This is a genomic window from Candidatus Methylomicrobium oryzae (assembly GCF_016745425.1).
Classification (GTDB): domain Bacteria; phylum Pseudomonadota; class Gammaproteobacteria; order Methylococcales; family Methylomonadaceae; genus Methylomicrobium; species Methylomicrobium oryzae.
Genome location: NZ_JAERVK010000019.1, coordinates 64,358 through 88,856, shown reverse-complemented (window position 1 = coordinate 88,856; position 24,499 = coordinate 64,358). Strand labels below are relative to the sequence as shown.

Genomic DNA, 24,499 nt, shown 5'->3' with positions numbered 1-24,499 from the left:
CTGGCTGGTCTACCCCTCATACCAGGAAATTAATATCGGCCAAATCCTTGGTTGCATTTAACGCTTTTTACTTGGTCTTGGCCCCGAACAAACTCTGGTAAGACACATACATCATTGTCGACGTCAGCATATAAAGGACCGGCGTCAAGAAAGGCGTCACGGACAGGCAAAGCATCGCCTGCAGGAAAATGAAACCCTGCATCTTGTAGAACGCATTCGCGTGCCGGGAAAGCACTTGTCTCCCCTCCTCTTTCGCCGCGCTCCAACGATAATTTCTGAACAGCATCAGCGGATAGCTGAACCAGCTCGCGAAGCTGTTCAGCATCAACAGGCAAAACATCAGTGCGACGTTCGCATAGCCGAACAGCCAGATCGCCAACTCGCGCATCGTTTGCCGCTGCAGGTTTTCCGGCGTGTACTCCCAGTCGAAGAAAAACTTGGCGATGTTCTGCCAGTCGCCGGCGGTGACGCCTGCAACCGTCCTGAAAACGCCCCAGAAAAAAACCAGGGCGCCTGCCGCCAGGATGGCCAGCGGCAGGCTTTTTTTGATTGCCCACGACAACGGTACCGGGTTATCCGCGCTGTATTTCAGGTCGATATATTTCGCCACGCCGACACCGACGAACAGGCTGACAACCGACGCGAACACGCCCAGCGCCAAAGAGATATGCCCCAGCAGCATCAGCAAACCGATCGCCAGGCAACAACCGAACCAGATGCCGGGGCCGCGGCCGATAAACTGCAGGGACTCCCGCAGCCAGTTGCTGAAGGTAATGTCGTTCACACCGCTATCCTGGAAATACCGACCGCTTCGCGCAATTCCTTCAGGAACGGAACACTGATCGCGCGCGCCTTCCGCGCTCCCTCCTGTAACTGCTGCTCGATATGGTCCGGCGCCTGCATCAACGCCTCGTACCGCTCTCGGGCGGGGGCGATATGCTCGTTGATGTATTCGAACAATACCTGTTTCATCTCGCCCCAGCCGATGCCGTCCGCATAACGCTGCCGTATTTCGGCGACTTCGGCCTGGGTGGCAAAGGCTTTGTAAACACTGAACAGCGTGCAGGTATCCGGGTCTTTGGGCTCGCCCGGCTCCAGCGAATTGGTCTTGATCTTGTTGATCAGCTTTCTGAGTTTTTTCTCGGGTTCGAACAGCGGTATCGTGTTGTTGTAGCTCTTGCTCATCTTGCGTCCGTCAAGTCCCAGCAAGGTCGCGCCGTGCTCCTCGACCACCGCTTCGGGCAAGGTAAAATGCTCACCGTAAATGTGGTTGAAGCGCGCCGCGATGTCCCGCGCCATTTCGATATGCTGAATCTGATCCTTGCCGACCGGCACCTTGTCGGCCTTGAACATTAGAATATCGGCCGCCATCAGAATCGGATAACTGAACAGCCCCATCGTGATCCCCTTATCCGGATCCTTTTCGCCCCCTTGTTCATTCTCGGCCACGGCGGCCTTGTAGGCATGCGCCCGGTTCATCAAACCTTTGGCGGTTACACAGGTCAAAATCCAGGTCAATTCCAGGATCTCGGGAACGTCCGACTGGCGGTAAAAAACCGCATTCGAGGTATCAAGGCCCAAGGCAAGCCAGGTCGCGGCGATTTCACGGCTGGACTGCCGTACCCTGTCCGGCTCCTGGCATTTGATCAATGCATGATAATCAGCCAGAAAATAAAAAGGCGCGACATTGTCGTTCTTGCTCGCCGCGATCGCCGGCCGAATCGCGCCGACATAATTGCCCAGGTGCGGCGTACCCGTGGTCGTAATGCCTGTTAATACCGTTGCTTTCGTCATTGATACCCACTCGATGATCTTCGTTTGTTATTTACGCCCCCGCACACTCGGCGCCGGCCGTCCCCCGTATACGGCTATGGAGCCTCCCGGGCACGGCGCGGCCTTCAAGCCGAACGGCAGCGGGTCAGGCTGCACATCTTACCGAAATTCCGGCCCTTTTGCAGGCCAAATACCGGCAAAATAGGCGGACCAGGCCGGCACGCACGAAGAGGCTTTTCTTTTCCGGTTGATTTTTGCTAAGCTGGGTACAGTAAAACCACCGCGTTTTCCGAATTCCTTTGTTTTACCACTCAATCCAGGTTATAAATTTTGCCCGATCCGAATGAACAACGTCATCACGCGCGACTGACGAGCGGCGGCGAAATCGTCGTCAAACTGGCCGGTTCGACCGAACAACTCGTAGGCCATTGCAAAACCATCAGCGGCGCGGGCGTCTCTTTTGTCCTCCCCGAGGCGCTGCCGCTGGGCAAAGCCGCAAAGATACACGTCGTCAAAAGCCCGCTCGGCCCTCCGGTTACCGCCTTCATCGAAATCGTCCGCTGTATCCCCTTAACCGGCCGCGGCTTCGAAATCGCCGCGGCGATCAAAAGCATCAAAGGATGTTGATTGACATGTACACCATCACCAAAGAGGTCTATTTCTGTTACGGGCACCGGTTGATGAACCATCCCGGCAAATGCCGCCATCTGCACGGGCACAGCGTCAAGGCCTCGATTTCAATCAGGCAGGAACAGCTTAACGATCAAGGAATGGTCTGTGATTTTTCGGACCTCAGGGACGCTGTCGAAGCCTATATCGATCAATATCTCGATCATAACTTTTTACTGCACAAGGACGATCCGATCATCCCGATGCTGATCGCGAACAACGAACGCTTTCTGGCCCTCGACGAACATCCGACCGCCGAAGTGCTCAGCAAAATGATTTACCGCTATCTTCAGCAGGCCGGATTGAATGTCGCGCAAGTCGTGCTCTGGGAAACCGCCAGCGCCTATGCCTGCTACAGCGAAGATTCGCCACGATTATGAGTCAACTGAATCCCGTCAATAAGTCCTTCTGCCTCGAACAGATCTGCGCCGCCAATTACCAGAAACTCCTGCGTTTGATTCCGCATCTGTTCGACTGCCGCGATACCGCGATCGGCGTCGCCGACAACAGTTCCGCCCTCCATCTCGAAGTGCTCGAACGCTCGCCCTATACGCTGACGATCCTGTTAAGCCACAGTTTCAAACGGAATCTGGAAGAGTTTCTGGAACCCGCCGTGACAATACGGCTTTATCTGGACCTGCAGCTGGCCGAAGTGATTAGCGACCATGCCCGCGCCGCCGTCGCCAAGGTCTACAGGAACCCCGGCCTGAGCCTGGAAATCATGAATTATAAATGGCGCTTGAATTACTTTCTGCAAAAATGGCTGGAACACTGCCTGAATAAGAACTACCGGTTCAGTTCCGAAAACATCGAGACAACCGTCATCGCCTAGCTTGGACCGGACCAATAGATTCGTCTCTATCCAACCGGACATAGCTATTTAAAATGCGTTGCATGCCTGATGTTTGCCTGTTATTTTTAATACAGGACAGGAATACTTTTTGCTCAGCGGTAGCAGGAACATTCGAAGCGCCGGCCAAACGGCATGCCCATTGACAACGCGACGCTGCGATTTTGCCCATCCCGCAATCCCGCATGTCCGGAAAAAGCATTCCTTTTTCGTTTTATCCGCCTTTTCGGAGATTTTTTGCCGTGACTATAAAAAAAACAACCCTCGACAAAGATAAAATGGATCAATTCATCGCCGAGGTCAAACGCAATCAACAACTTAAGGAAGCCACCTACCGGGAACGGGCGATCAAGATGTATCCGTGGATTTGCGGCCGTTGCGCGCGGGAATTTACATCCAGAAATCTCAGCGAATTGACTGTTCATCACAAGGATCACAACCACGACAACAATCCTCCGGATGGCAGCAACTGGGAATTGCTGTGCGTTTATTGCCACGACAACGAACACTCCCGTTACGAGGAAATGCGCTTCGGCAGCTCGCCGACCCTAAAAACCTCATCCCCTGCCGCTACGCACAATCCGTTTGCGGGATTAAAAGATCTGATGCAAAAAAAATAGAGAGAAGACAGCAAGACAATTCTCTCAATATTCAAATGATTAGGTGTTTAGTCCCACATATAAATGGTGTAACCTATTCCCAACTGAAAGAGGAAAAGCGACGGGACAAATACTCCACGGAAGCGCCACGACCACGCACGCTATCCGAAAAAAAATTCAAGTGAACCGCCCCGGTTTTCTCGGAGGCTGTGGGTTGTGAGTCATGCGACAAGCGCCGACTCGGAAAGTTGTCGATCATGCCTGGCTTCGGCTTCAGCGGGAGGGCGATTGCCGCTCGAACCCAGCAGCCGCCGATGATTAAACCCGTCGCCCCAGGTCAAAGTGGCCAGCGCCACGGCTTCGCGGGTTTTCCAGGATTGCCGGTGAATCACCTCGGCTTTATACAGCCCATTGAGGGTTTCGGCCAGGGCATTATCATAGGAGTCACCTACGCTACCCACCGAAGCCTCAACGCCGGCTTCTGCCAAACGCTCGGTAGAGCGGATCGAAACGTACTGCCCGCCGCGGCCGCTAGGGTGGAGCAGGCGCCCCTCTCCGGCGGGTTGGCGGTCATAGAGAGCCTGCTCCAAGGCATCCAGGACAAAAGTCTGTGCAGAAGCAGAGACTTTCCAGCCGACCATATAACGGGCAAAGACATCGATCACGAAAGCGACATAAACGAAGCCTTGCCAGGTTCTGGCATAGGTAAAATCCGCCACTACCCACGCACTCGGCCGCTCGGCGCTGAACTGCCGATTGACGCGATCCAAAGGGCACGCGGCGTCGGCATCGCTGATCGTCGTTTTGACCGTTTTGCCGCGTACGATCCCTTTCAGTTCCATTTTCCGCATCAGGCGCTCGACCGTGCAACGCGCCAGAGAAAAGCCTTCACGCGGCAATTGACGCCAGACTTTGCGCGCACCGTAAGCTTGGAAATGCGCTTCCCAGACCCGACGAATCTGTTGACCCCGCACCTCGTCGCTTCGGGCTCGGACAGCGCGCAGCTCAGGCTTGGCCCGACGTGCCGCATGCAGGTAATACGTCGACGGGGCAATCGGCAACACCTTGCAGATCGGCTCGACCCCGTAATCATCACGATGCTCATCAATAAATGCCTTCCTGGCTTGAAGCGGCGGTCGAGCTCCGCGGAGGCAAAATACGCCGACGCCTTGCGCAGGATTGCGTTGGCTTGTCGCAGTTCGCACACTTCGCGTTCCCATGCCTTGATGCGTTCCGCTTCGCTGCTGATCGAACCTTTCGCCTCACTGCTGGCTTTTTGCGATTGCCTGAGTCAGCGGCGTAACGTCTCCGCCGTACAGCCGATCTGGGCAGAAATGGATTGAATTGCAGACCCTTCCGAAGGGTATTCGCCCGGATGCTCCCGTACCGTGCGAACCGCCCGTTCCCGAAATTCGGGTGAATGATGATTTATGGGTTTCTCTTTCATCGCTTCATCGTCTCAAAAGTTGAAGCCGCCATCAAACCCGGGGCAATTCAGATTAAATGCCCTTGGAATTGGTATTGACGATGCTGTTAATGGGATTGGCTTGCCAAGGGATTTTCATCAAAGCTTACATACTGATGACTATTACAGGGCTGTGAATGAAGCTTCTAGGAATTGGACTACGCCTGAGCAAGCAGTAAACGGCTTGCAGGACTTGGCTAATACTCTTCGTCAACAATCACAATAAAAATATGAAATTGTGGAAGCTTGGTTACGATTGCAATAAGGATGTAAATATCCGCATGGCAATCGACTATTTTCAAAAAAACTTTGTTGCGGTTCCTACGGCTGATGTCTGGCCCCCCCTCCCGAAATCCGTATCGAGGGTAAGAGCAAACGGCTACGTGATTTTGTATCCGGGATGAACTCAGCGCCTGTCCTTTCCAAAAAGGCTGTAGAGGTTCGTGATCCTTTGATCGGTGAGCATTGCGAGATTTTGCCGCTCATAGAACTGTGCGGCAAAGCCTACTATGCACTGAACGTATTAACAACGGTCGATTGCTTGGATAAAGATGCGTCCGATATTCTTTAGGCTACGCATGATCCTTCACACACCCTTCGGATTAAAAGCTATAAATTTGTCGAAGACAAACTGCCTTTGAATATTCCTATTTTCAAAATCCCCGATGATGTCGGATGCGTTTTTGTAACTCGCTTGTTTATTGATGCTGTGATCGCTCATGGCTTGCGGGGAGCGTCGTTCGAAGACCCTGTCATTGACCCCTTCAGTAAACTTGCCAGGGGGTGAGTCTCTAAACGTCGTGCCGGGATTGCCCGAATAGAGGCAGTAGCGGCGGAACCTTTAAGGCCGCCACACTGTAAGGTCACCGCCTTACATCCGCAAGGCCGGCCCTTGCCGTCCTCTGTCCGCTACCACGGTTCTAACCGCACCCGCCGGGCCTTTGGACTCCTGAGGCCCAAGATCGTTAACAGCTGCATCCTGTCTGATGCCGCTGCCGTTTCTCAAGTTCCAGCGCCTCGATCTCGCGTTGTAACTCCTCTTTTTTATCATTAGGAGGGCGTCCTCCGCCGCGAGGTTGGCGAAGTCCTGGTCTACACTGATGCCGTACCGGGGGTAGCCGCAGAATTCGGAAAAAATAGGGACTGTTGCCGTTTCACATCGGTAACTTGTCTTGCTCCTTTAGCCTATTGCCCGCTCTTTCAATCTGTCAATCCCCAGATTCGCCAACTCATCTGCCCTGTCATTCTCCTTATGCCCGGAATGCCCTTTGACCCATTTCCATTCGATCATATGCCGGCTGCCGGCGGCATCCAGCCGGCGCCATAAATCCTCATTCTTGACCGATTTGTTGCCTGCGGTTTTCCAGCCCCGTTTCTTCCAGTTCGGCAGCCATTCGGTAATGCCTTGCAAGACATATTTGGAATCGGTATTCAATTCCACCTTGCATTGCTTTTTCAGCGCTTCCAGCCCTTGAATGGCTGCCGTCAATTCCATACGGTTATTGGTCGTTTCCATTTCGCCTCCATATAATTCTTTGACGATCCCTTTGTAGCTCAGAATCACACCCCAGCCGCCCGGCCCCGGATTACCTCTGCAAGCGCCGTCCGTATAAATCACCACCGGATCCGTCATGAGCCGACCCGGGACGTGGGGTTGATCGAATTGACTAGCGCCAGGCGCGGTTTGGCCTGATAAACCGGAGTCAACGGAATGATATTGTAGCGCCGCTTGATGGCTTTGATTGCATAGGCAGAAGCGCCTAACGAATAACAGTTTTCCATAAATTTGCCGTGGGTCGAACGTACCGATTTCGCATTGAATTCGGTGAATAAAATAACTTCGAAATTGAGCAGCTTCAGCCAATCGATGACACGGGTTCGGCTGATAAAATGCCCGGACCAGGCATCATGTTTATGCCGCTCCCATAAATATTCGTATCTTATCCTCAGGCTCCATGGATTGAAATTGACCACCACCAGGATTCCTTCCGGCTTCAATACGCGTTCGACTTCGCGCATGGTTTGGAGGCGGCAGGGATCAAACTCCAGAAAATGGGGCAAAATAATCATATCGACACTGTCGCACTGCAAAGGCAGGCGGCTGGCTTCCGCCCTGATTTTTTTAGCAGCCGGAGCGCCCAATCCTTCCGGATCTAAAATGGTGTAATACTTATATAAAGAGCAATCGACCAATTCCGTTTCCCACCCCAAGGCACCGATTTGCAGGATCGTCTGTTTGCAGCTGACCGTAATCGAGCGCTGCAAGTAGTCCGTCTCCTGCCGCCTCAGCACTTCGCCGCGCAGGGTTCGGTAATAGGAAAATAAAAAGTCGCGCTTCATCGCAAGTTAACGGCCGAGGATAAATTAGTGTTTTTCGGGAAAAATGTTATATACTCTGCAGTTATAAACGACTTTGAAAAATTCGTTTGCAAAAATGACAACCGCCATGTGTCGCAGCTGGATTCGCTTGTAATCTGCTGACGGGGCGTCGTTTTTTTATGATGCCATAGAATCAGCATTTTATAGATAAAAAAAGGGTTAGAAAATGCAAATTAATTCTAACAGGTCATTCAAATTACTGTCTCTGTCGTTAACGTTGGTAGCGGCCGGGTGTTCGCAATCTTCTAAAGAACCGCTGAGCGTCAGCGAAAGGCCGCCGCAAGTTTCACCAGACGACAACAGCTTTTTCGGCCGCTTTTCTTATCTTTCCCATAGAAAGAACAAATCGAACAACGAGCAATACGAAACAGTATGGGACCGGCTGTTATCGCTCTACGCCCTGCCAGAAATCAATAACGAACGGATAGACCGCGAAATCAACTGGTATTTGCAGCATCCTCAGTCGCTGATTTCCCTGCAACAACGCGCGGAACCCTATATGCACCACATCCTCGACGAGATCGAGGCGAAGCAGATTCCCGGCGAATTGGCCCTCTTGCCTGTCGTCGAAAGCTCTTTCGTACCCAACGCCTATTCCAAAAGCGCAGCTTCCGGACTATGGCAATTCATTCCTTCCACCGGCCAGGAATTCGGCCTCAAGCAAAACTCCTGGTACGACGGCCGCCGAGATGTTTACGCATCGACTAAAGCCGCGACCACCTATTTGAAACAACTCAGCGAAAACTTTAACGGCGACTGGCTGCTGGCTCTGGCATCCTACAACTACGGCAAGGGCAATGTCAGAAAGTGCATCGAACGGAATGAGGATCAGGACATGCCGACCGACTACTGGTCGTTGAGCCTGCCCGACGAAACCTACCATTACGTCCCGAAACTGCTCGCCGTCGCCAAGATTTTCGCAAACGCGGACCGTTACAATATTCCGCTACGACATATTCCGAACAAACCCTATTTCGAAGTCGTCGATATCAAGGCTCCGCTCGATCTGAGCAAAGCCGCGCAGATGGCGAATACGCCGCTCAACGAGTTCCTCAGGCTGAATCCGGGATTCAACCGATGGTGCACGGCGCCGGACGGGCCGCATCGCTTGCTGATACCGGTCAAAAACGCGCCTTTGTTCAAAAAGAATCTGGCCGAAATTCCTTATTATGAACGGTTCAACTATACCAAACTGATCGCGGAACAGCAGGAACAAATCATTGCCGAGGCCAATTATCACAAACCCGAACCAGTGGTAACCAGGCAGCCGACCGCGCATTATACTTCCCTTGCCCCGACAGGAGGCTTTGCCAGCTATAAGGTAAAGCGCGGCGAAACCTTGGCGTCGATCGCCAGATCGCACCACACGACGGTACAGAATCTGCGCAGCGCCAACCATCTGGGCAAAAGCTCGATCAATTACGGCGCCGTTCTAAAAGTTCCGTCTGCCGCCAAATCGACCGGCAACGCCGTGATGTTGGCAAAAGCTTCTCGCCCGTCCGAGACCTACCATACGGTCAGAAAGGGAGATACCTTCTATAATATCGGTCAGCGTTATTCGATCAGCCCCAAAGAATTGGCAAGCTGGAACCGGATCACCCTAAAAACTGCGCTCGTCCCCGGCCGCAAGCTGATCATTAAAGGCCGCGAGCAGCAGGTCGCCTCTTCTTCCAATTCTTTGCGTTTAGTCCACTATACGGTGAAAAAAGGCGACACTTTGACCCAGATTTGCAAAAAATTCAATGTTTCGATGAGCGACTTGAAGCGCTCGAATGCGCCCGCGCTCGCCAACGGCTTGCAGACCGGCAAGGTACTGAAAATCCTAGTGGACAGCAGCCACTCCATGATTTAGCCCCCTAAACCTTGGCCTGGGCAGACCTTCCGTAAAGTTTCAAAAACGCAGGATCGGTACGACCGCACGGCCTCCCGGCAGGGAGGCCCCCCAAGCCCTTTCACTACAGATCAATCAGTGCGCACGGACTGATCCGGAACAGGCGAATCTTCGTAGAGTCCCGTCAATTTGCGTTTGAATTCATTCGCGATCAGGCTCGCATCCAGCTTGGTGTTCACCACGCGGGGAGTGATTAACACCACGAGTTCGGTTTTAAGCTTTTCCTTACTTGTAGTGCCAAACAACGGTCCGATCAACGGAAGTTTGTGCAGGAAAGGAATGCCGCCTTGGTTATTGGTATCGTTTTCGTCGATCAGACCGCCCAGTACGATCGTTTCGCCGCTCTGTACGGCAACATTACTGGTGATTTCACGGGTTTGAATGGTCGGAGAGTCAATTTCGCTGACGGTCGTGGTTTTCGGCGTTTCCACGGTCTGCTCGATGTCCATGATCACAAAACCATTCGCATTGACACGGGGCTTGACCTTCAGCTTAACCCCTGTTTTCCGTTGCTGGATACCGCTGGTAATCAACCCGCCTGTCGTCTGATTACTACCGATGACGCCTGTATTGACGTTGGTCACGCTGGTGGATTGCGAGGTCCGCAACGGAATCTCATCGCCGACCTGTATCGACGCCTCGTGGTTGTTCAATACCATGATCGACGGCGAGGAAATCACGTTTAACTTGTTGTCGTTCGCTTCCGCACTCAATATCGCACGAATGTCACCCGAATGACTGATGAACGAATAGCCGAAACCGCCGGTCACTGCGGCGGCGGCAATCGCCGCCAGATCCGCTTGGCCGGTCGAATTGCCGTTTTCGTCCGTTCGCGAAGAGGCGGCGCCGCTGCCTCGCGTAGCGGCCGCCTGCCCGTTCGCATGCCCTAGGTACCATTGGATTCCGTATTTCAAATTATCGGTTAACGTCACCGAGACAATCGTCGCATCGATCAGCACCTGCAACGGCATCGCGTCGAGCTGCGTGATCACCTTGTGAATCACCTCGTATTCCTGCGGGGTCGCCACGGTCACGATCGAATTATTCGATTCATCCGCAATGATCCTGACGTTTTCTCCAACGTTCGAAACCGATGCATCTCCGGATTTTCCGGTCGACGCCGTCCTTTCTCTTCGGGCTGAAGCCGACTTGTCGGTATTTTTATTCGTGATCGTAGCTGCGGTCTGCCCAGGCGCAACCTTGGCCTGCTTGCTCGGCATGGCGGCTCCGGTAAAAATCGCGTTCAGGATGTCTGCCAGCTCAACGGCATCCATATGCTGGACCTTATAGACATTCACTCCGCCGCCGTTCGCCGAGGTCGCCCTATCCAGCCTGAACACCCAGCTTTCGATATCGTGCAAGTACTCCTGCTGCTGAGTGATCGCCAATACCGCATTCAAGCGCTCAATCGGCAGAAAACGGAAAAAAGTGCTTTTCTCTTCACCTTCCTTCAAGTTGAACACCGCTTCCAGCTCTTTGATCACGTCCTCGGGGGATACATGCGCCAAAGGAAACAAGCCGAAAGAGCGCCCGCGGAGTATGTCGATGTCGAAAGTGGCCACCATATCCATCACTCGCTCAATTTCCGCCAAGGACCCGGACACGATCAGCGTGTTCTTGCCCGCATCGACATTAATCGCGGATTTTTCATTCAGCAGCGGCTTGATCACCTCAAGCAAATCCGCCGCCGCAACATAGCGGATCGGGATGACTTGACTCTGGAATCCCGCCTTACCTCCACTGCCCTGGCCTACATTCGAACTGAACACGGCATCGGACGCGGGTTCAATACGGTAGATGCGCCCCTCCTTGACCAAGGCTGCGTTGTTCTCGCGCAGCACCATTTCCAGGGCCGGCAGCAATTCCTCCCGGGCCAAAGGCTCGGTCGTTTGCAGCGTCACTTTACCGGCCACCTTAGGACTCAAGATATAATTCTGCCCTAAGATATCGCTGAGGATCACCTTTGAAACCTCGCCGAGGTCGGCCTCGTCGAAATTCAGGCTATACGTGCCCGGCCCCGCCGTTTTGGCTTGAGGCTGCCCGACACCGGAACCTGATCTCGCTCCACCTGGACGTTTGGGCGAAGGACGGCCGGAAGCGGGGTATAATTCGATCTTCGACCGCAACGCATCTTCCGACGGATTTTTATTCTGCAGCCCTTCAAATACCACACCGTTTTTTTCGTTCATGAGCCCCGGCGATATCGGGGTCAATTTAAGCTTCTCAGGCGGTTTCGGCCCCATCAGTTCACAGCCGGACAGCGTCAGCCCTGCTGCTACCAAATACGAAGCGGTTCTTAAGGTCATCAAATTATTCTTCATTTTCGCCATTCTCGGATTCATCTACATCAGGCTCGGATTCGGAGTCAACAGGTTGCCCTCTATCGGATCTTCGCCGGCTAGCCTCATCCTGTTGCTCTGTATCTTTTGTTCTCGCTTGCGGTCGCCGTGCATTCCGCTGCGCTTGTTGTTGATCCGGGTTTCTCTCTTTTTCCGGCGACAACTCCTTCGGCTTGGGTTTTCTCAATACCAATTCCTTGGATTCTCCCCCCAACTCAAAAACCACCCTATCCGTTTTGATCTGGACCAAACGCCAGCCGTCTACGTCTTCGTTTTCCGAGACTTTTCGGTAATTATCGGGCTTTGCCTTCGGGCCTGAGGCGGGCGGCGCCGATCCGGCCGCCGGAACCGGAGAAGCGCCCGCTTCCTTGCTCCGGCTCAGCAAAGCCGAGAGCCCGTTTCTGCCGGTATAAATACCATCCAGCCGCCAATCGAACGTTCCGTTCCCGGCTTGCTCCTTCTCGTTTTCGGCGCTGCTCTCTTCAACCGGTTTTCTTCCTTTCAAAAATAACGGCCTGGACACCAGATCGGCGTAACTCTCTTCCGGTTTCGCTTCGAGGTCGACTTCCGGCAACCGGTCAGTCGAGGCATTCGATGAAGTCGACGATTCGATCGATTTCAGCAGGCGGTTTTCAGAATACTTCGCTATCAGCCATTCCATCACAATGAGGATCAGCAACCCCGTACAAATTGCCGATACCAATTTTAAGATTTTGTTATTGATATTCATTCGGCCTTTTTCCTCATAAAACTGACCGCCTGAAAATTGATATTCAAATCATTGGTCTGTTCGATCTGGCGGGTACGCCGGTTTCTTACGCCGCGCATGGGCCGTATGTCCAGTTGATCGATGATGATCAGCGGCGCCGACGTTTCAAGCTTGTACAAAACCGACCGCAACACCTCCGAATTACCGGTCATCCGCACGCTGACCGTCAACAGGCTGAAGTTATCTTTACTTTTCACCGGCAAAGCCTGGGTACTGCTGAGTTTGCCTCCCGCATCCACGATCGCCTTTTTGATGAATTCCTGCACTTCGGCCGATGCCAGCGCTTCGGTCGTTTGGCTGTTGAAATAGTTCTGCTGCTGGATCGCCTCCTTGACGGACCCCATGCCCTTAACCACGGCATCCTTGCCGGCCAGTATTCTTTCGTACTGCCTCAACTTGATCGCCAGTTGGTCCTTTTCTTCGCGCAATTCTATCCACTTGCCGACTGCCGGCACGAAAACGGCAGCGATCAGAAGCAGGACCAAAGCGGCCAGCAGGCCAATCGCCAGCCATCGCTGAATGTTTCTATTTTTTTCGTTGCTCACCTGGAACTTCCGCTTTGACAATATCGGCGGTTACCTGAAACCGCTCAAAACCGGTCGCTGTATTTTGAGTCACCGGGGAAACAAATTTGGCATTCGTGAAAATGTCCGAATCCTCCAATACCGCGATCAATCCGGACGCGGAAGGCGATTCTCCTTGTATCTGCAAATGCCCGTCCGCAAATTGTAAATAAGTCAGCCATGTATTGTCGTCCTTGATCAAGGCGCTCAGCGTATTCAACATTTCGATGACCGGCGGCGACGCGTTTTTCGCTTTGATCAGATTGCCGGTTTCCGCTATCACGTCATCGATTTCGGCCTGCATCCCTTTAATCTTCTTCGCGTCTTTCTCGATCGCATCGATTTTTTCCTGCAACAGCGCGACCGTCTGATATTCGAACAACACGGGCAAAAATAACACGGCCGCCAGAAGCAGGGTAACGGTTCCTGCCAGGGCACCATAAATCAGGGCCGGAGTTTTGCCGGCGTTCGTTCTAAGCTGCTCCGGCAACAAATCATAGGCCTCGTCGATCTGCTCCGGAGTGTTTTCGACTCCCTCGTAATCGGCCAATAACGGTGCAATGCCGATCGCCTTGAGCTCCGCGTAAAGCCCATCCAGCACCTCGCGCGGTGTGAGGATCAGCATCGCATTGATCATGCCGGGCTCACCTTGCGTAGCCAGTGGTTTCACTGAAAAATAGACCTGCTCCGGCTTGAACGGGGTAAATCTCGACAATTCGTAGGAAACCACCTGAGCCAGATTCTCTTTGGCAGCCGCAGGCAGGACGAGCTCCCTGCAAAGTCCTTCCGCACGGTGCAGCCGAAGCACAAAATTGGCTTTGGCCAGCCTCTCGTCTTTCGTCCGCAACATCTCGAAGTCGGCCGCGCCTTCCTCATTACGGCTCAACAGGGCCAAGGGATTTCCGGGTTCACCGGCATAAGCCAATTCGAATTGACGGCCTCGGGTTTTGACGATCACGGTGTCGTGTTCGTCGCTGATCAGAAGCCGGAACTTTTCAGGGACTAAAAAAGCTAGCTCTTTCCGCCACCATCTGAAAAACTTTTTAAAGTCGAGTTCGATCGTCGAATTAAGATTCAGCATTCGGGGTCACTAATAATGAGTCTTTGTCCTCGGAAAATAACGATGTATCGGCCCTTTCTTCGCGTTTCCAGTTTAAAATCCGAAACGGCAAACCGCCGCCGTCCGCCGGACTGTTTGCCACTATGGTTTTGATGATGGCGCCCGAACCGTTTTCAAGCCGGGACTCGGCAATAATCTCGATAATATTGCTCTGGCCCGATCCGCAATTGAATTCCGGAGCCAGGCTGGCCGATTGGATCGGGATGCCGGTGATCGCGCTCTGCCTGCGCAATTCGATGCATTGATCGACCAATGCCGGATCCAGTCCCAAAGCCAGCATTACCTCTCTCGAAGCCTGCGACAAATCGACTTGCGGCTTGCCGGAATAGATAGTGATCATCGGCTCTAATTTCTCCAGAATCGACTCGTCCATTCCCAAAACCATCTGCAGTTCTTCCAGCGACTGAAACGGTTTGTTTCTGGGCTGATAAAGCTTGCCGGCCTTTTTGTAGTCATTTTTTTCCGCTCCATCGATATTGACCAGATCGTCGGGATCCCGCCAATCCATGATTGCCGAAACCAAGGCGGTCTGTTGTTCTTTTTCAATCGGAAGCTGCGCCATCAGCTGCTGCAACTGCGCCTGATTCGCGCCGTTCAGATCGATCTTGCCGGTCTCGCCTTCCATCCTGATTCTTACCAGCGCATCCAGAAATTGCACCTGGTAAATGTTGCCGTCGGTATGCCAGCGTTTGGCGGAATCCGGATTCAGCAGCATCATCTCCGCCATCGCAATCCCGGACTCGGCCGCCGCCAGCGCCTTCGCGCCCCCGGTAATCCCGGCAACCACTGCCGTCTCCCTCCGCATCGTCAGCGAAAAACTGGCCGCCATGATCATCAACAGCGACAACACCCACAGCACCAGCACCAACGCAAAGCCTTTATCAGTTTGCACCGCGACCGCCAAGGGGCGGAAATGCACCGGCATCCGACCGGTTCCGGCGCTACAGGCATCATTCGGTATCATCATTCTGATCCTGCGCATCATCATCGGTTTGCGAACTGTCACCCTCTTCGGCGCCGGCTTCCTCGGAATCCGGACCTGAAGCGCCTGCAGCAGCAGCCAACTTCAATTCGAAATTCATTTCCGGCCAGAAAACACCATTTTCGAGGTCGATCTTGATTCTGACCAATTTGGGCAATTGATCTCTTTCCCGCCATTGCTCCAGCCAGCGACTTTCGGTTTCTCCTGCCTCCGGGCCGAAATAGGCCAGCGAAAACCCCGCAACTCCCTTGATCAATGTCTCTTCCTCCGTAAGCCATTCATCACCTTCGGCAACCGGATAAAACGGCGTAATGGTCACTTTAATCGCATTCTGCCTGTTCTCGCTCACTAACCGCACGGTAAACAGCTGCAGTCCGGCCCTGCCCGCACTCGCCGGAAAAGAAGAGACGAATTGCAGCGATTGGCTATCGCCCTGGAAGGAAAAAAGCCGCTGTTCTTCGGTAAAATCGTTCCAGAGAGGCTTCGCCATCACCAAATGGCGTTGAAAGAAGTTGACGACGCCGGCGGTTTCGCTGACTTCGAAAATTTTCTTCTCGCCTTTCTCCCAGCTTTCCGCGCAGATTTTCAGGCTGACGAACAGCAGCGTCATCATCACGCTGAGCAGCGTCATCGCCAGCAATACTTCGATCAGCGTAAACCCCCGGCCCGCTTTAAGGTTTCGCATCGGCATTCGTCGTCAATTTAAGTTCGGACAATTCGAACCGGCGCTCGTTGCCGCCGCCTTCCTCCCAGCTGACGGCAGCGGTCACCATGAAGAGTTGGGCGGGAATGGTCCGCGTGTCGATCGTTTCGGTCGTCGGGAGCTCGAAAGGTGCGACCGCCAGTTCCCAGCGGTATTTGTCATCGACCACGCCGGCCGACTGTCCCTGCTGTAACGGCACTTCGGTACCGGGCCTTGCGATCATCGCTTCGGCAACCTGCACGGCAGCGGTGTATTCTTCGGAAACCGAGGCATTGCGCAGCCCCGAAGAAAAAATACTGAGCAGCATGCCTATCGAGATCGCCATGATTGAGAAGGCAACCAGAATCTCCAGCAGCGAAAAGCCGCCCTGCACTTTATGCGGTTTTTGCAGGAGGATCATCTGCGGCGCCTCGGCCGATCGTCGCGCGTGACGTCTTCGATTTCCAGTTGGCCGGTCAGCCAATTGATATCGATCTGCTTCGACACTTCGCCGCGATCCAGCACGACTCGCCCGCCGGTGGAGGAGCCGTCGGCGAAAAAGCGGATATTGCCTTGGCCTTCCCCGGTCAGCTCGCTTTGCGCAGTCACCACCGTGACTGCAATCGAATCGGGAATCTTATAAATTTCTTCACGGCCGCTAAGTTTATACGTGTTGGCGGTCAGATCGAACGCGACGGTCATTTCCCGGTGCGCCATCAGCGCCTGGCCACGCGCATAACGCAACGCCGATACGACATCCCTGACGGCAGACTTATGTTCGAAGGTGCCTGCACCCGACGACATATTCAGCGCGACCACCGAAAATCCCAATACGATGATCACCAATACGATCAATAGCTCAAGCAGGGTAAAACCCTTTGACCGAGCGCAGGAAGCGGGTAAAAAAAGCGTCATATCATTTTTGGCGCACGCCTTTGGCCGAGCAAGACGGAAAAGGCATCGGCGCTGAATATGGACCGGGCTGGCCCTAATAACCAGCGGGCGATTATTCCCAGTTCACCACGTCCCGGTCTTCGCCTTCGCCGCCTTCCTTTTCGTCCGCACCGAAAGAATACAAATCAAACGAACCGTGCTCGCCGGGCGAAACATAATGGTATTCGTTTTGCCACGGATCCACCGGCACTTTCGATTTGCCTAAATAAGGCCCGTTCCAGCGTTTGGAATTATCGGCTGCCTCGACCAGCGCCGCCAAACCTTGAGAGGAGGTAGGATAACGGTCCATGTCCAGCTTGTACATTTCCAATGCCTGGCTCAATTCGGAAATCTGCACTTTCGCCGCCTTGGTCTTCGCATCCGCCATGTGCTTCATCACTTTCGGCCCGACCAGGCCGGCCAGCATCGAGATGATTCCCAGAACGACCAGTAATTCCAGCAAGGTAAAACCGGTCTGCTTATAATGAATGTGTCTCATTTCTTTATAGTTATGCATTAAATATCCGTTGAATATTTCATTTCTACTAAAAATTGTCGTTCCGCCCAAATCCGAACGGCCGCAGGCCTTTTCCCTGGCAAACCTCATCCCATGACTTTAAAAAGCCAAATCGTTGACGCTCAAAATCGCCAGCAGAATCGAAACGATAATGCCTGCGATCATCAGACCCAGCGTGATGATCAGCGCGGGCTCCAGCAAAGCCAGCATGCGCTGGATCGCAACTTTCAACTGTTTATCGTAGATTTCCGCCACTCTGAGCAGCATTTCTTCGAGATGCCCGGTCTCTTCTCCCATTTTGATCATTTGTACCGCCATTTTCGGAAAGATCCCGGTTTTGACCAGTGCATCGGACATCCGTTTGCCCTGCTTCAATTCTTCTTCCGCATGCTGGATCGCATCTACCAGCACCAGATTGTCGACGGTTTCCCTGACGATCGCCAGCGCCGAAAGTATGGAAACGCCGTTGCCCAATAAAGTTCCCAAGGTCCGGCTCATGTTCGCCGTTTCCTTGGTCAGGATCACCAGGTCGGCAAGCGGCAGTTTAAGAACACGGCTGTCCCAGACTTTCTTTCTGACCGGGTCGGCCAGTTGAAATTTCATATAGGCGACCGCAAAGATCGCCCCCCCGATCAACAGCCACCAATAGCTTTGCAGCCATTCGGCGATGCCGACCACGATCTGGGTCGAAACCGGCAATTCCTGCCCCGCGCTTTCGAACATTTCGGTGAACTGAGGCACCACGAAGATCAGCATCACAAACAGCGAGGCCAGGGACATCACCAACAACACCGCCGGATAGATCAGCGCCGTGCTGACCGTATCCTTCAATTCGCGCGAGCGTTCCAGGTATTCCGCCAGCCGGTTCAAGACCTCGCCGAGGCTGCCGCCGGCCTCACCGGCCCGTATCATGTTCAGGTAAAAACGCGAAAACACGCCGGACTGTTTTTCCAGCGCATCGGCCAGCGAAGCGCCTCCCTTGACTTTCTCCAGCACTCTCGCGATCAGCTTGCTCAGCTTTTCATTGTCTACGGTCAGATCGATCAGCACGGTCAGCGATTTGTCCAGCGGCAGGCCGGAGTCGAGCAAAGTGGCCAGTTCGCCGGTAAATAGCGCGATTTCCTTTTGACTCAACTTGGTCTGTTTTACTCCCAGACTCAAGCCGAGAAATGTTTTCGCGCTGGCCGGCCAGACCTTGATCGGAATATAGCCCTCGGACTGCAGAAGCCCGATCAGGCTGGGCTCATCGCCGGCGTCCCGGACCCCTTCCTCGGTCTCGCCGAGATTGTTGATCGCTTTATAGGCGTACAGCGGCATATCAGGTTTCCGTCGTTACTCGCAAGACTTCTTCAAGGGTCGTGATGCCGTGCACCACCTTGTCCAGGCCGTCTTCGTACATCGTCCGCATGCCTTCTGCGATCGCCAGTTTCTGGATCACGCCGGCTTCTTCATGCGCCATGACCAATTTGCGGACCGGATCGGTCATCGGCAAAAACTCGATGATCGCCATCCGTCCCCGGTAGCCCAAACCGCCGCAAGAGGCACAGCCGACCGGCTTGAATAAAGTAATGTCGCCCACCGGCCGGTAACGGCGAAGATTCAGTTCGGCGACCACTTCGAACGGTGCCGGCTGCCCTTCTTTGCATTGCGGACAGAGCTTCCTGACCAGCCGCTGCGCCAGGATGCCGTTGACGGTCGAGCTCAGCAGATACTCTTCCAGTCCCATGTCCAGAAGCCGAGTGATCCCGCCGGCGGCATCGTTCGTATGCAGCGTCGACAGCACAAGGTGGCCGGTCAGCGCCGACTGCACCGCGATCTTGGCGGTTTCGAGGTCGCGCATTTCGCCGATCATGATTACGTCCGGGTCCTGCCGGACGATCGACCGCAGCGCGGACGCGAAAGTCAAACCGATCTGCGGCTTGGCCTGGATCTGGTTGACGCCTTCGAGCTGATATTCGACCGGATCCTCGACCGTGATAATCTTGCGTTCGGAGGTATTCAACAGTTTCAGCGCCGCGTACAGCGAGGTCGATTTACCGCTGCCGGTCGGACCGGTAATCAAAATGATGCCGTGTGGTTGCGCCAGCACTTCCAGGAACTGTTCGGAATGCCGTCCTGAGAAACCAAGCGCCGCGAAATCGAACACCATGTTTTCCTTGTCCAGCAAACGGATCACGACGCTTTCGCCGTACATCGTCGGAATCGTGGAAACCCGCAAATCGAGCTCCTTACCGAGCATCTGGACCTTGATCCGGCCGTCCTGCGGCAGCCGGCGCTCGGCGATATTCAGCTTCGCCATGATCTTGATCCGCGAGATCACCGCCGCGGTCGATTTGACCGGCGGCGAATGGATGTCCTGCAGCACGCCGTCGATGCGCAGTCTGACCTTCAATGCATGCTCGAACGGCTCGATATGGATATCGGAAGCTTTCGTTTCGATCGCGCGCTGCATGATCAGATTCACCATTTTGATCACCGGCGCTTCGCTGGCCAAATCCTTCAAATGCTCCAGATCTTCTTCGCCGACTTCGTCGACAGTCAGATCGTCGACGATCCGGTCCATTTGCGACCGGCCTTCGCCGTATTGCACTTCCAGCGCCGCATCGATTTCGGACAGCACGCCGACCTTCGCAGAAACGCGTTTCCCGGTCGCCAACATCAGCGCATCGATCACGAAGCGGTCTTCCGGATCCATCATCGCGACCTGGACTTCATCGTCGTTTCCGCCGATCCCGATCACATGGAAGTTTTTCAGGAAACGCAGCGATACGCTCTCGGGCAGCGGCGCCTCCAGCGGATAGTCGCCGGTCAGGGTTTTCTCGAAATCCCCCGATTCGACAAACGCATCGGCGACATCGTGCTCGGAGCACAGACCCAGCTTGACCAAAAGATGTGGCAGACTTTCGGCTACGGAAGACTTCTGCATCCGCTCGACTTTTTTCAATTCGTTCGCGGACAGTTTGTTTCTGTCGAGCAGAATCTGGAGGAAGGCTTGATAAGGTTTCGCTGCATTTTCCATTACGATTGCCATGCTGCATCCCTCAATGATGTGATGAACTTCAAAATAAGGCTTGGATCGGTGAGATCGCGGATGAACGATATTAAAGAATAAACAGGAGCCGGTTACTCCAACCTTTGAGAAGATTTATACTGACTGGACACGAAATGTAAATTTTATTTATCGATCAGGCTGTAAAGCGCGATACTGAAAACATTCAAAATCTTGGCTGTCTTGGCAAGGCTATAACTAGCATAACGCATTGCCGAAAGAATTGCACCCCGGCCGGCTTTGGGGCGATATTCTTTCAGCGGTCAAATACCCGTCCGGAAAAAAGGGTTCCTCCGGGGTCAATTCGATCAATCCACCCACGAATTCCTGCCTGTGCTTCCGATTTTTTCCGCACCGTAAAACCCAATCTGACCCTCTGCCTCCGATAAAGTTTCACAATCGACGCGACTAAAAGGCCACGCAGCCGTCCGTCCCGAATTTTTATGAATCGACTCGGCCACCAAATCCTTGCCCGTTCTCGGCTCGTCCGCGATCATCACATCGCAATCCTGACCGGCAGGGTATGAAGATCGTACACAGCTAAGACTTTAGTGAAGACCTGCCATTTTACCGCCCGATCAGTCTTGCCGCCTCCTGAACGATAACCTGCGGCTCGATTTCGCGAATCGAAAAATCGTTTTTGTTCAATTTATAAGGGTTCACTTTCGAGGCGGACTTGACCACGCGGTTGATGCCGGTCTGATATACGCGGCTGACCGGCGTCGGTCCGAAGATCGTAAGCGACGGCCGATTCAGCGCCCAGGCCATGTGCGTCGGCCCGGTATCGTTGCCGATCACGAGGTCGCAACGCGCAATCAATGCCTTTAGGTCGTTCAAATCGAGCTTCGGCATCACTTTAATAGCGTCCGACTGTGCCGCCATCCATTCGCCGCGCGCTTTTTCCTGCTCGCTGCCCCAGACCACCAGGCAATTTTGCCCCAACGCCTCGGCAACCTTAACATAATTTTCGGCCGGATAATTTCGGCTTTCCCAGGTCGAACCGGTCACCAACACAATATTTTTCCGGTCCCGCCGCAAATAATCGTCAATGCAGGGCGACGGGTTCCGATAAAACAGAAACGGCTGCTTATTCCGGATTTGTTCGGGGACGATCTCGAATCCCCACGGCCCTGACAGCACCCGCGCATTGCGGTCGATGGTATTGGCATCGTACGCGCAATGGATTTTCTGATCATAAAACCAGGACGCGGCTTTTTCGCGGATCGATCCGGCATCGAAGCCGGCAATCTTTTTGCCGATCAATCGGGCGACGATCGCCGATTTGAGCAGTCCCTGCGCATCGATGACCAGGTCGTAATTGCGTTCCGCAAAAGCGCGGATTTTTTGGAACTCCGCGAAAAACCGCATCTTGTCGGTTTTGAGGGCTTTTAAATTGACGGTCAAAATTTCGTTCAAATCGGGGTTATCGGCCAACACGCCCGCAAAGCGTTCTTCGGCGATCCAGTCGATCCGGCATTCGGGAAACCGTTCCTTGATGAACTGCAGCGCAACCATCGCATGCACGATGTCGCCGAGCGCGGAGAGTTTAACGATCGCAATCCGCATCAGCCGCTTAGCCGGGCAATAACGCCAGGACTTGCTCAGGACCGATCCCGGTCAGGCAGCGGGCGTGATCCGGATGATCGGCCGGATACAACGGGCAGACGCGCTTGAAGCAGGGCGCGCAATCCAGATGCAGCGAGACGACCCGGGCCTTGGCATGCAACGGCGGCGTAAAGCCGGGATCCGACGAGCCGTAGATCGCGACCAGCGGCTTGTCCAGCGCGGCCGCCAGATGCATCAGGCCGGAATCGTTGCTGACCACGGCATGAGCCAGCGACAGCAGATCGACCGCTTCATTCAGTTGGGTGCGGCCGGCAAAATCGATGCAGGCGCCTCCGGCCAGCCGGTTGATTTCGGCGGTGACCACCTTGTCTTTCTCCGAACCGAACAGCCAGACCTGCCAGCCGGCGGCAATTTTGCGCTCGGCCAGTTCGGCGAAATGCCCGGACGGCCAGCGTTTGGCAGGGCCGTATTCGGCGCCGGGACATAAAGCCAAGATATTGCCGCCGATTTCGACCCGGAATTTTTCGGCAACCGCCGCTTGCCGCGCCGGCTCAACCGGAACCGCGGGAACCGGATAAGCGGGAGGCTGAGCGGCGTTTTTCGGGAACGCCAACGCCACGAAGCGCTGTACGGTCATCGTCAGGGTCTGCTTGTCGAGCCTGCGGGCATCGTTCAACAGGCCCCAGCGGCATTCACCGATATAACCGGTGCGAAGAGGAATATGGGCAAAGAAGGGAACCAGCGCGGATTTCCAGGAATTGGGCAGCACGATCGCCTGATCATAGGCTTCGCTGCGTAACTGCCGGCCCAGTTTGATCCGCTCCGCCAGCCCGAATTGGCCGTGCGAAAGCGGCATCGCAACCGAACGATTGACTTCCGGCATCCTGTCCAATAGTGGAAAGGTCCACGCCGGCGCCAGCACATCGATCCTGCAGGCCGGATCGGCGGCCTTCAGCGCGATAAAGAGGCTTTGCGCCATCACCATGTCGCCGACCCAGGACGGGCCGACGACCAGAATCTTCTTCGTAATGGCGGAGACGGCGTCAGATTTCAAATTTATTTGGCGACATAAGTCAGCCATTCGGCATGGTCGCTTCGGCGTCCGTGCACATAGTCGAAATACAGCGACTGCAGCTTTTCGGTGATCGGACCGCGGCTGCCGTTGCCGATCTTACGGCCGTCGTATTCGCGGATCGGCGTCACTTCGGCGGCGGAACCGGTGAAAAACGCTTCGTCGGCGATATACACTTCGTCACGGGTAATTCGTTTCACGATCACTTCCAGGCCCTGTTCGGCCGCGATCGTCATGATCGTGTCGCGGGTGATGCCTTCCAGTGCGGAGGTCGTTTCCGGCGTGTAAAGCTTGCCGTTACGGATCACGAACAGGTTTTCGCCGCTGCCTTCCGCACAGTAACCTTCGTGATCGAGCAGCAAGGCTTCGTCATAGCCGGTCGAGATCGCTTCCTGCAGCGCCAGCAGCGAATTGATATAGTTGCCGTTCGCTTTGGCCTTCAGCATCGTGCTGTTCACGTGATTGCGCGTATAGGACGAGGTGCGGATCCGAATGCCTTTTTCCATGTTGTCGGCGCCGAGATACGCGCCCCAGGTCCAGGCAGCGACCATGACATGCACTTTCAGGTTGTCGGCGCGCAGCCCCATCCCTTCGGAGCCGTAGAAACACATCGTGCGGATGTAGGCGCTGTCGAGATTGTTCTTCGCAATCGCGCCGCATTGCGCGTCGTTGATGTCATCCTTGGTGAACGGCATCGGCATGTTCATGATGTGCGCGGAGCGGAACAGGCGGTCGGTGTGCTCCTTCATCTTGAAGATGGCCGTGCCTTTTTCGGCATGATAGGCTCTGAGGCCTTCGAATACACCGCCGCCATAATGCAGCGTGTGGGTCAGGACGTGAGTTTTCGCATCGCGCCAGTCAACCCATTTTCCATCCAGCCAGATATAGCCGTCTCTATCGTCCATCGTCATCTCGGATACTCCAAAGTATTCTTATGTTTTAATCTTAAAAATTCTGCCGTCATTGAAAGCGGAAAGATTTTTATCTATTTTCCGCTTCAACGCAGGGATTGTTGTTCGACGGCAATGCCTCCGAGTAACCGGCGCATACCTCATAATATGGAAGGGGAATTGTACTATAAAGTCAGCACCAGCCATACCGGCTTTCATTGATCGGCATTCGGACCGCTTCGACACGACATTGGAGAAACAGAACGGGGGCAATACCGCCAAATTACTCCCAAGGCGTTGCAAAGCTGGCTTTGCAACCGACAAAACGGAGCGACAAAGGGTCGTAGGATGGGTAGAGGCGATAGCCGAAACCCATCGTGAATAGTCATAT

At 54.1% G+C, this 24,499-nt stretch carries 24 protein-coding genes, 2 pseudogenes and 1 other annotated feature; of the genes and pseudogenes, 6 read left to right on the top strand and 20 right to left on the bottom strand.

Going from position 1 to position 24,499, the window contains the following annotated elements:
* Positions 1-67: 67 nt before the first annotated feature.
* Together JJL52_RS18490 and JJL52_RS18485 are read right to left on the bottom strand one after the other, a co-directional pair.
* On the bottom strand, positions 68-784 hold the full coding sequence (locus tag JJL52_RS18490; protein ID WP_202053982.1) for a hypothetical protein: 717 nt from the start codon (positions 782-784) through the stop codon (positions 68-70).
* A complete protein-coding gene (locus JJL52_RS18485) occupies positions 781-1,794 on the bottom strand; it encodes a tryptophan--tRNA ligase (RefSeq protein WP_202053981.1) in 1,014 nt (337 codons plus the stop codon). The genes JJL52_RS18490 and JJL52_RS18485 overlap by 4 nt, the downstream gene beginning before the upstream one ends.
* Positions 1,795-2,103: 309 nt before the next feature.
* Between JJL52_RS18485 and JJL52_RS18480 the strand changes: the two genes are divergently transcribed.
* The 4 genes from JJL52_RS18480 to JJL52_RS18465 all read left to right on the top strand — a co-directional run bounded on the left by JJL52_RS18480 (position 2,104) and on the right by JJL52_RS18465 (position 3,912).
* Complete coding sequence (locus JJL52_RS18480; protein WP_202053980.1) at positions 2,104-2,400, top strand: PilZ domain-containing protein; 297 nt, start codon at positions 2,104-2,106, stop codon at positions 2,398-2,400.
* 5 nt (positions 2,401-2,405) lie between these two features.
* Positions 2,406-2,822 carry a 6-pyruvoyl trahydropterin synthase family protein gene (locus JJL52_RS18475; protein ID WP_202053979.1) on the top strand — a complete coding sequence of 139 codons (417 nt, stop codon included), beginning with the start codon at positions 2,406-2,408 and terminating at the stop codon, positions 2,820-2,822.
* Positions 2,819-3,274: a DUF1249 domain-containing protein gene (locus tag JJL52_RS18470; RefSeq protein ID WP_202053978.1), complete on the top strand. Its 456-nt coding sequence runs from the start codon at positions 2,819-2,821 to the stop codon at positions 3,272-3,274. The genes JJL52_RS18475 and JJL52_RS18470 overlap by 4 nt, the downstream gene beginning before the upstream one ends.
* 260 nt (positions 3,275-3,534) lie before the next feature.
* A complete protein-coding gene (locus tag JJL52_RS18465) occupies positions 3,535-3,912 on the top strand; it encodes a YajD family HNH nuclease (RefSeq protein ID WP_436231531.1) in 378 nt (125 codons plus the stop codon).
* A gap of 200 nt (positions 3,913-4,112) precedes the next feature.
* On the opposite strand, the pseudogene JJL52_RS18460 reads toward JJL52_RS18465, so the two are convergent.
* Positions 4,113-5,338, bottom strand: a pseudogene (locus JJL52_RS18460) (IS3 family transposase).
* Positions 4,938-5,054 (bottom strand) — a sequence feature (AL1L pseudoknot). Its footprint overlaps the pseudogene before it by 117 nt.
* Between JJL52_RS18460 and JJL52_RS18455 the strand changes: the two are divergent.
* Positions 5,322-5,582, top strand: a complete 261-nt coding sequence (locus JJL52_RS18455; RefSeq protein WP_202053977.1) for an AHH domain-containing protein — start codon at positions 5,322-5,324, stop codon at positions 5,580-5,582. The pseudogene JJL52_RS18460 and the gene JJL52_RS18455 sit on opposite strands and share 17 nt — an antisense overlap.
* 954 nt (positions 5,583-6,536) lie before the next feature.
* Here the strand turns inward: JJL52_RS18455 and rnhA are convergent.
* Positions 6,537-6,989 (bottom strand): ribonuclease HI, encoded by a 453-nt coding sequence (gene rnhA, locus JJL52_RS18450; RefSeq protein WP_202053976.1) that lies wholly within the window; start codon positions 6,987-6,989, stop codon positions 6,537-6,539.
* Positions 6,986-7,696, bottom strand: a complete 711-nt coding sequence (locus JJL52_RS18445) for a class I SAM-dependent methyltransferase (RefSeq protein WP_202053975.1) — start codon at positions 7,694-7,696, stop codon at positions 6,986-6,988. The genes rnhA and JJL52_RS18445 overlap by 4 nt, the downstream gene beginning before the upstream one ends.
* Before the next feature lie 205 nt (positions 7,697-7,901).
* Here JJL52_RS18445 and JJL52_RS18440 point away from each other — a divergent pair, with 205 nt between their 5' ends.
* Positions 7,902-9,587, top strand: coding sequence for a lytic transglycosylase (locus JJL52_RS18440; RefSeq protein WP_202053974.1), 1,686 nt, complete (start codon positions 7,902-7,904; stop codon positions 9,585-9,587).
* Between the two features lie 110 nt (positions 9,588-9,697).
* Here the strand turns inward: JJL52_RS18440 and gspD are convergent, their stop codons facing one another.
* From gspD to JJL52_RS18365, 15 genes and pseudogenes are all read right to left on the bottom strand, one after another.
* On the bottom strand, positions 9,698-11,947 hold the full coding sequence (gene gspD, locus JJL52_RS18435; RefSeq protein ID WP_236994352.1) for a type II secretion system secretin GspD: 2,250 nt from the start codon (positions 11,945-11,947) through the stop codon (positions 9,698-9,700).
* Entirely contained in the window at positions 11,937-12,695 is a 759-nt protein-coding gene (locus JJL52_RS18430; RefSeq protein ID WP_202053972.1) for a hypothetical protein, read from the bottom strand. Before JJL52_RS18430 ends, gspD begins: the two co-directional genes overlap by 11 nt.
* A complete protein-coding gene (gene gspM / locus JJL52_RS18425; protein WP_202053971.1) occupies positions 12,692-13,279 on the bottom strand; it encodes a type II secretion system protein GspM in 588 nt (195 codons plus the stop codon). Before gspM ends, JJL52_RS18430 begins: the two co-directional genes overlap by 4 nt.
* Complete coding sequence (locus JJL52_RS18420) at positions 13,260-14,378, bottom strand: PilN domain-containing protein (protein ID WP_202053970.1); 1,119 nt, start codon at positions 14,376-14,378, stop codon at positions 13,260-13,262. The genes gspM and JJL52_RS18420 overlap by 20 nt, the downstream gene beginning before the upstream one ends.
* The gene (locus tag JJL52_RS18415) at positions 14,365-15,384 is read right to left on the bottom strand and encodes a type II secretion system minor pseudopilin (RefSeq protein ID WP_202053969.1); all 1,020 of its coding nucleotides are present in this window, start codon (positions 15,382-15,384) and stop codon (positions 14,365-14,367) included. The genes JJL52_RS18420 and JJL52_RS18415 overlap by 14 nt, the downstream gene beginning before the upstream one ends.
* Positions 15,368-16,084 carry a prepilin-type N-terminal cleavage/methylation domain-containing protein gene (locus JJL52_RS18410; protein WP_202053968.1) on the bottom strand — a complete coding sequence of 239 codons (717 nt, stop codon included), beginning with the start codon at positions 16,082-16,084 and terminating at the stop codon, positions 15,368-15,370. The genes JJL52_RS18415 and JJL52_RS18410 overlap by 17 nt, the downstream gene beginning before the upstream one ends.
* Entirely contained in the window at positions 16,071-16,502 is a 432-nt protein-coding gene (locus JJL52_RS18405) for a type IV pilus modification PilV family protein (RefSeq protein WP_202053967.1), read from the bottom strand. The genes JJL52_RS18410 and JJL52_RS18405 overlap by 14 nt, the downstream gene beginning before the upstream one ends.
* Entirely contained in the window at positions 16,499-16,996 is a 498-nt protein-coding gene (locus tag JJL52_RS18400) for a GspH/FimT family protein (RefSeq protein WP_202053966.1), read from the bottom strand. Before JJL52_RS18400 ends, JJL52_RS18405 begins: the two co-directional genes overlap by 4 nt.
* Before the next feature lie 91 nt (positions 16,997-17,087).
* On the bottom strand, positions 17,088-17,531 hold the full coding sequence (gspG, locus tag JJL52_RS18395; RefSeq protein ID WP_202053965.1) for a type II secretion system major pseudopilin GspG: 444 nt from the start codon (positions 17,529-17,531) through the stop codon (positions 17,088-17,090).
* 99 nt (positions 17,532-17,630) lie between these two features.
* Positions 17,631-18,848, bottom strand: coding sequence for a type II secretion system F family protein (locus JJL52_RS18390; RefSeq protein WP_202053962.1), 1,218 nt, complete (start codon positions 18,846-18,848; stop codon positions 17,631-17,633).
* Between the two features lies 1 nt (position 18,849).
* Positions 18,850-20,562: a type II secretion system ATPase GspE gene (gene gspE, locus JJL52_RS18385; protein WP_202053960.1), complete on the bottom strand. Its 1,713-nt coding sequence runs from the start codon at positions 20,560-20,562 to the stop codon at positions 18,850-18,852.
* Positions 20,563-20,888: 326 nt separating this feature from the next.
* Positions 20,889-21,086: pseudogene (locus JJL52_RS21855) on the bottom strand (sigma 54-interacting transcriptional regulator); the annotation flags it as partial.
* Positions 21,087-21,147: 61 nt separating this feature from the next.
* Positions 21,148-22,146, bottom strand: a complete 999-nt coding sequence (gene waaC / locus JJL52_RS18375) for a lipopolysaccharide heptosyltransferase I (RefSeq protein ID WP_202053956.1) — start codon at positions 22,144-22,146, stop codon at positions 21,148-21,150.
* 7 nt (positions 22,147-22,153) lie between these two features.
* Positions 22,154-23,131 (bottom strand): lipopolysaccharide heptosyltransferase II, encoded by a 978-nt coding sequence (waaF, locus tag JJL52_RS18370; RefSeq protein ID WP_436231532.1) that lies wholly within the window; start codon positions 23,129-23,131, stop codon positions 22,154-22,156.
* Between the two features lie 71 nt (positions 23,132-23,202).
* Entirely contained in the window at positions 23,203-24,129 is a 927-nt protein-coding gene (locus tag JJL52_RS18365) for a branched-chain amino acid transaminase (RefSeq protein WP_202053952.1), read from the bottom strand.
* Positions 24,130-24,499 lie beyond the last annotated feature (370 nt).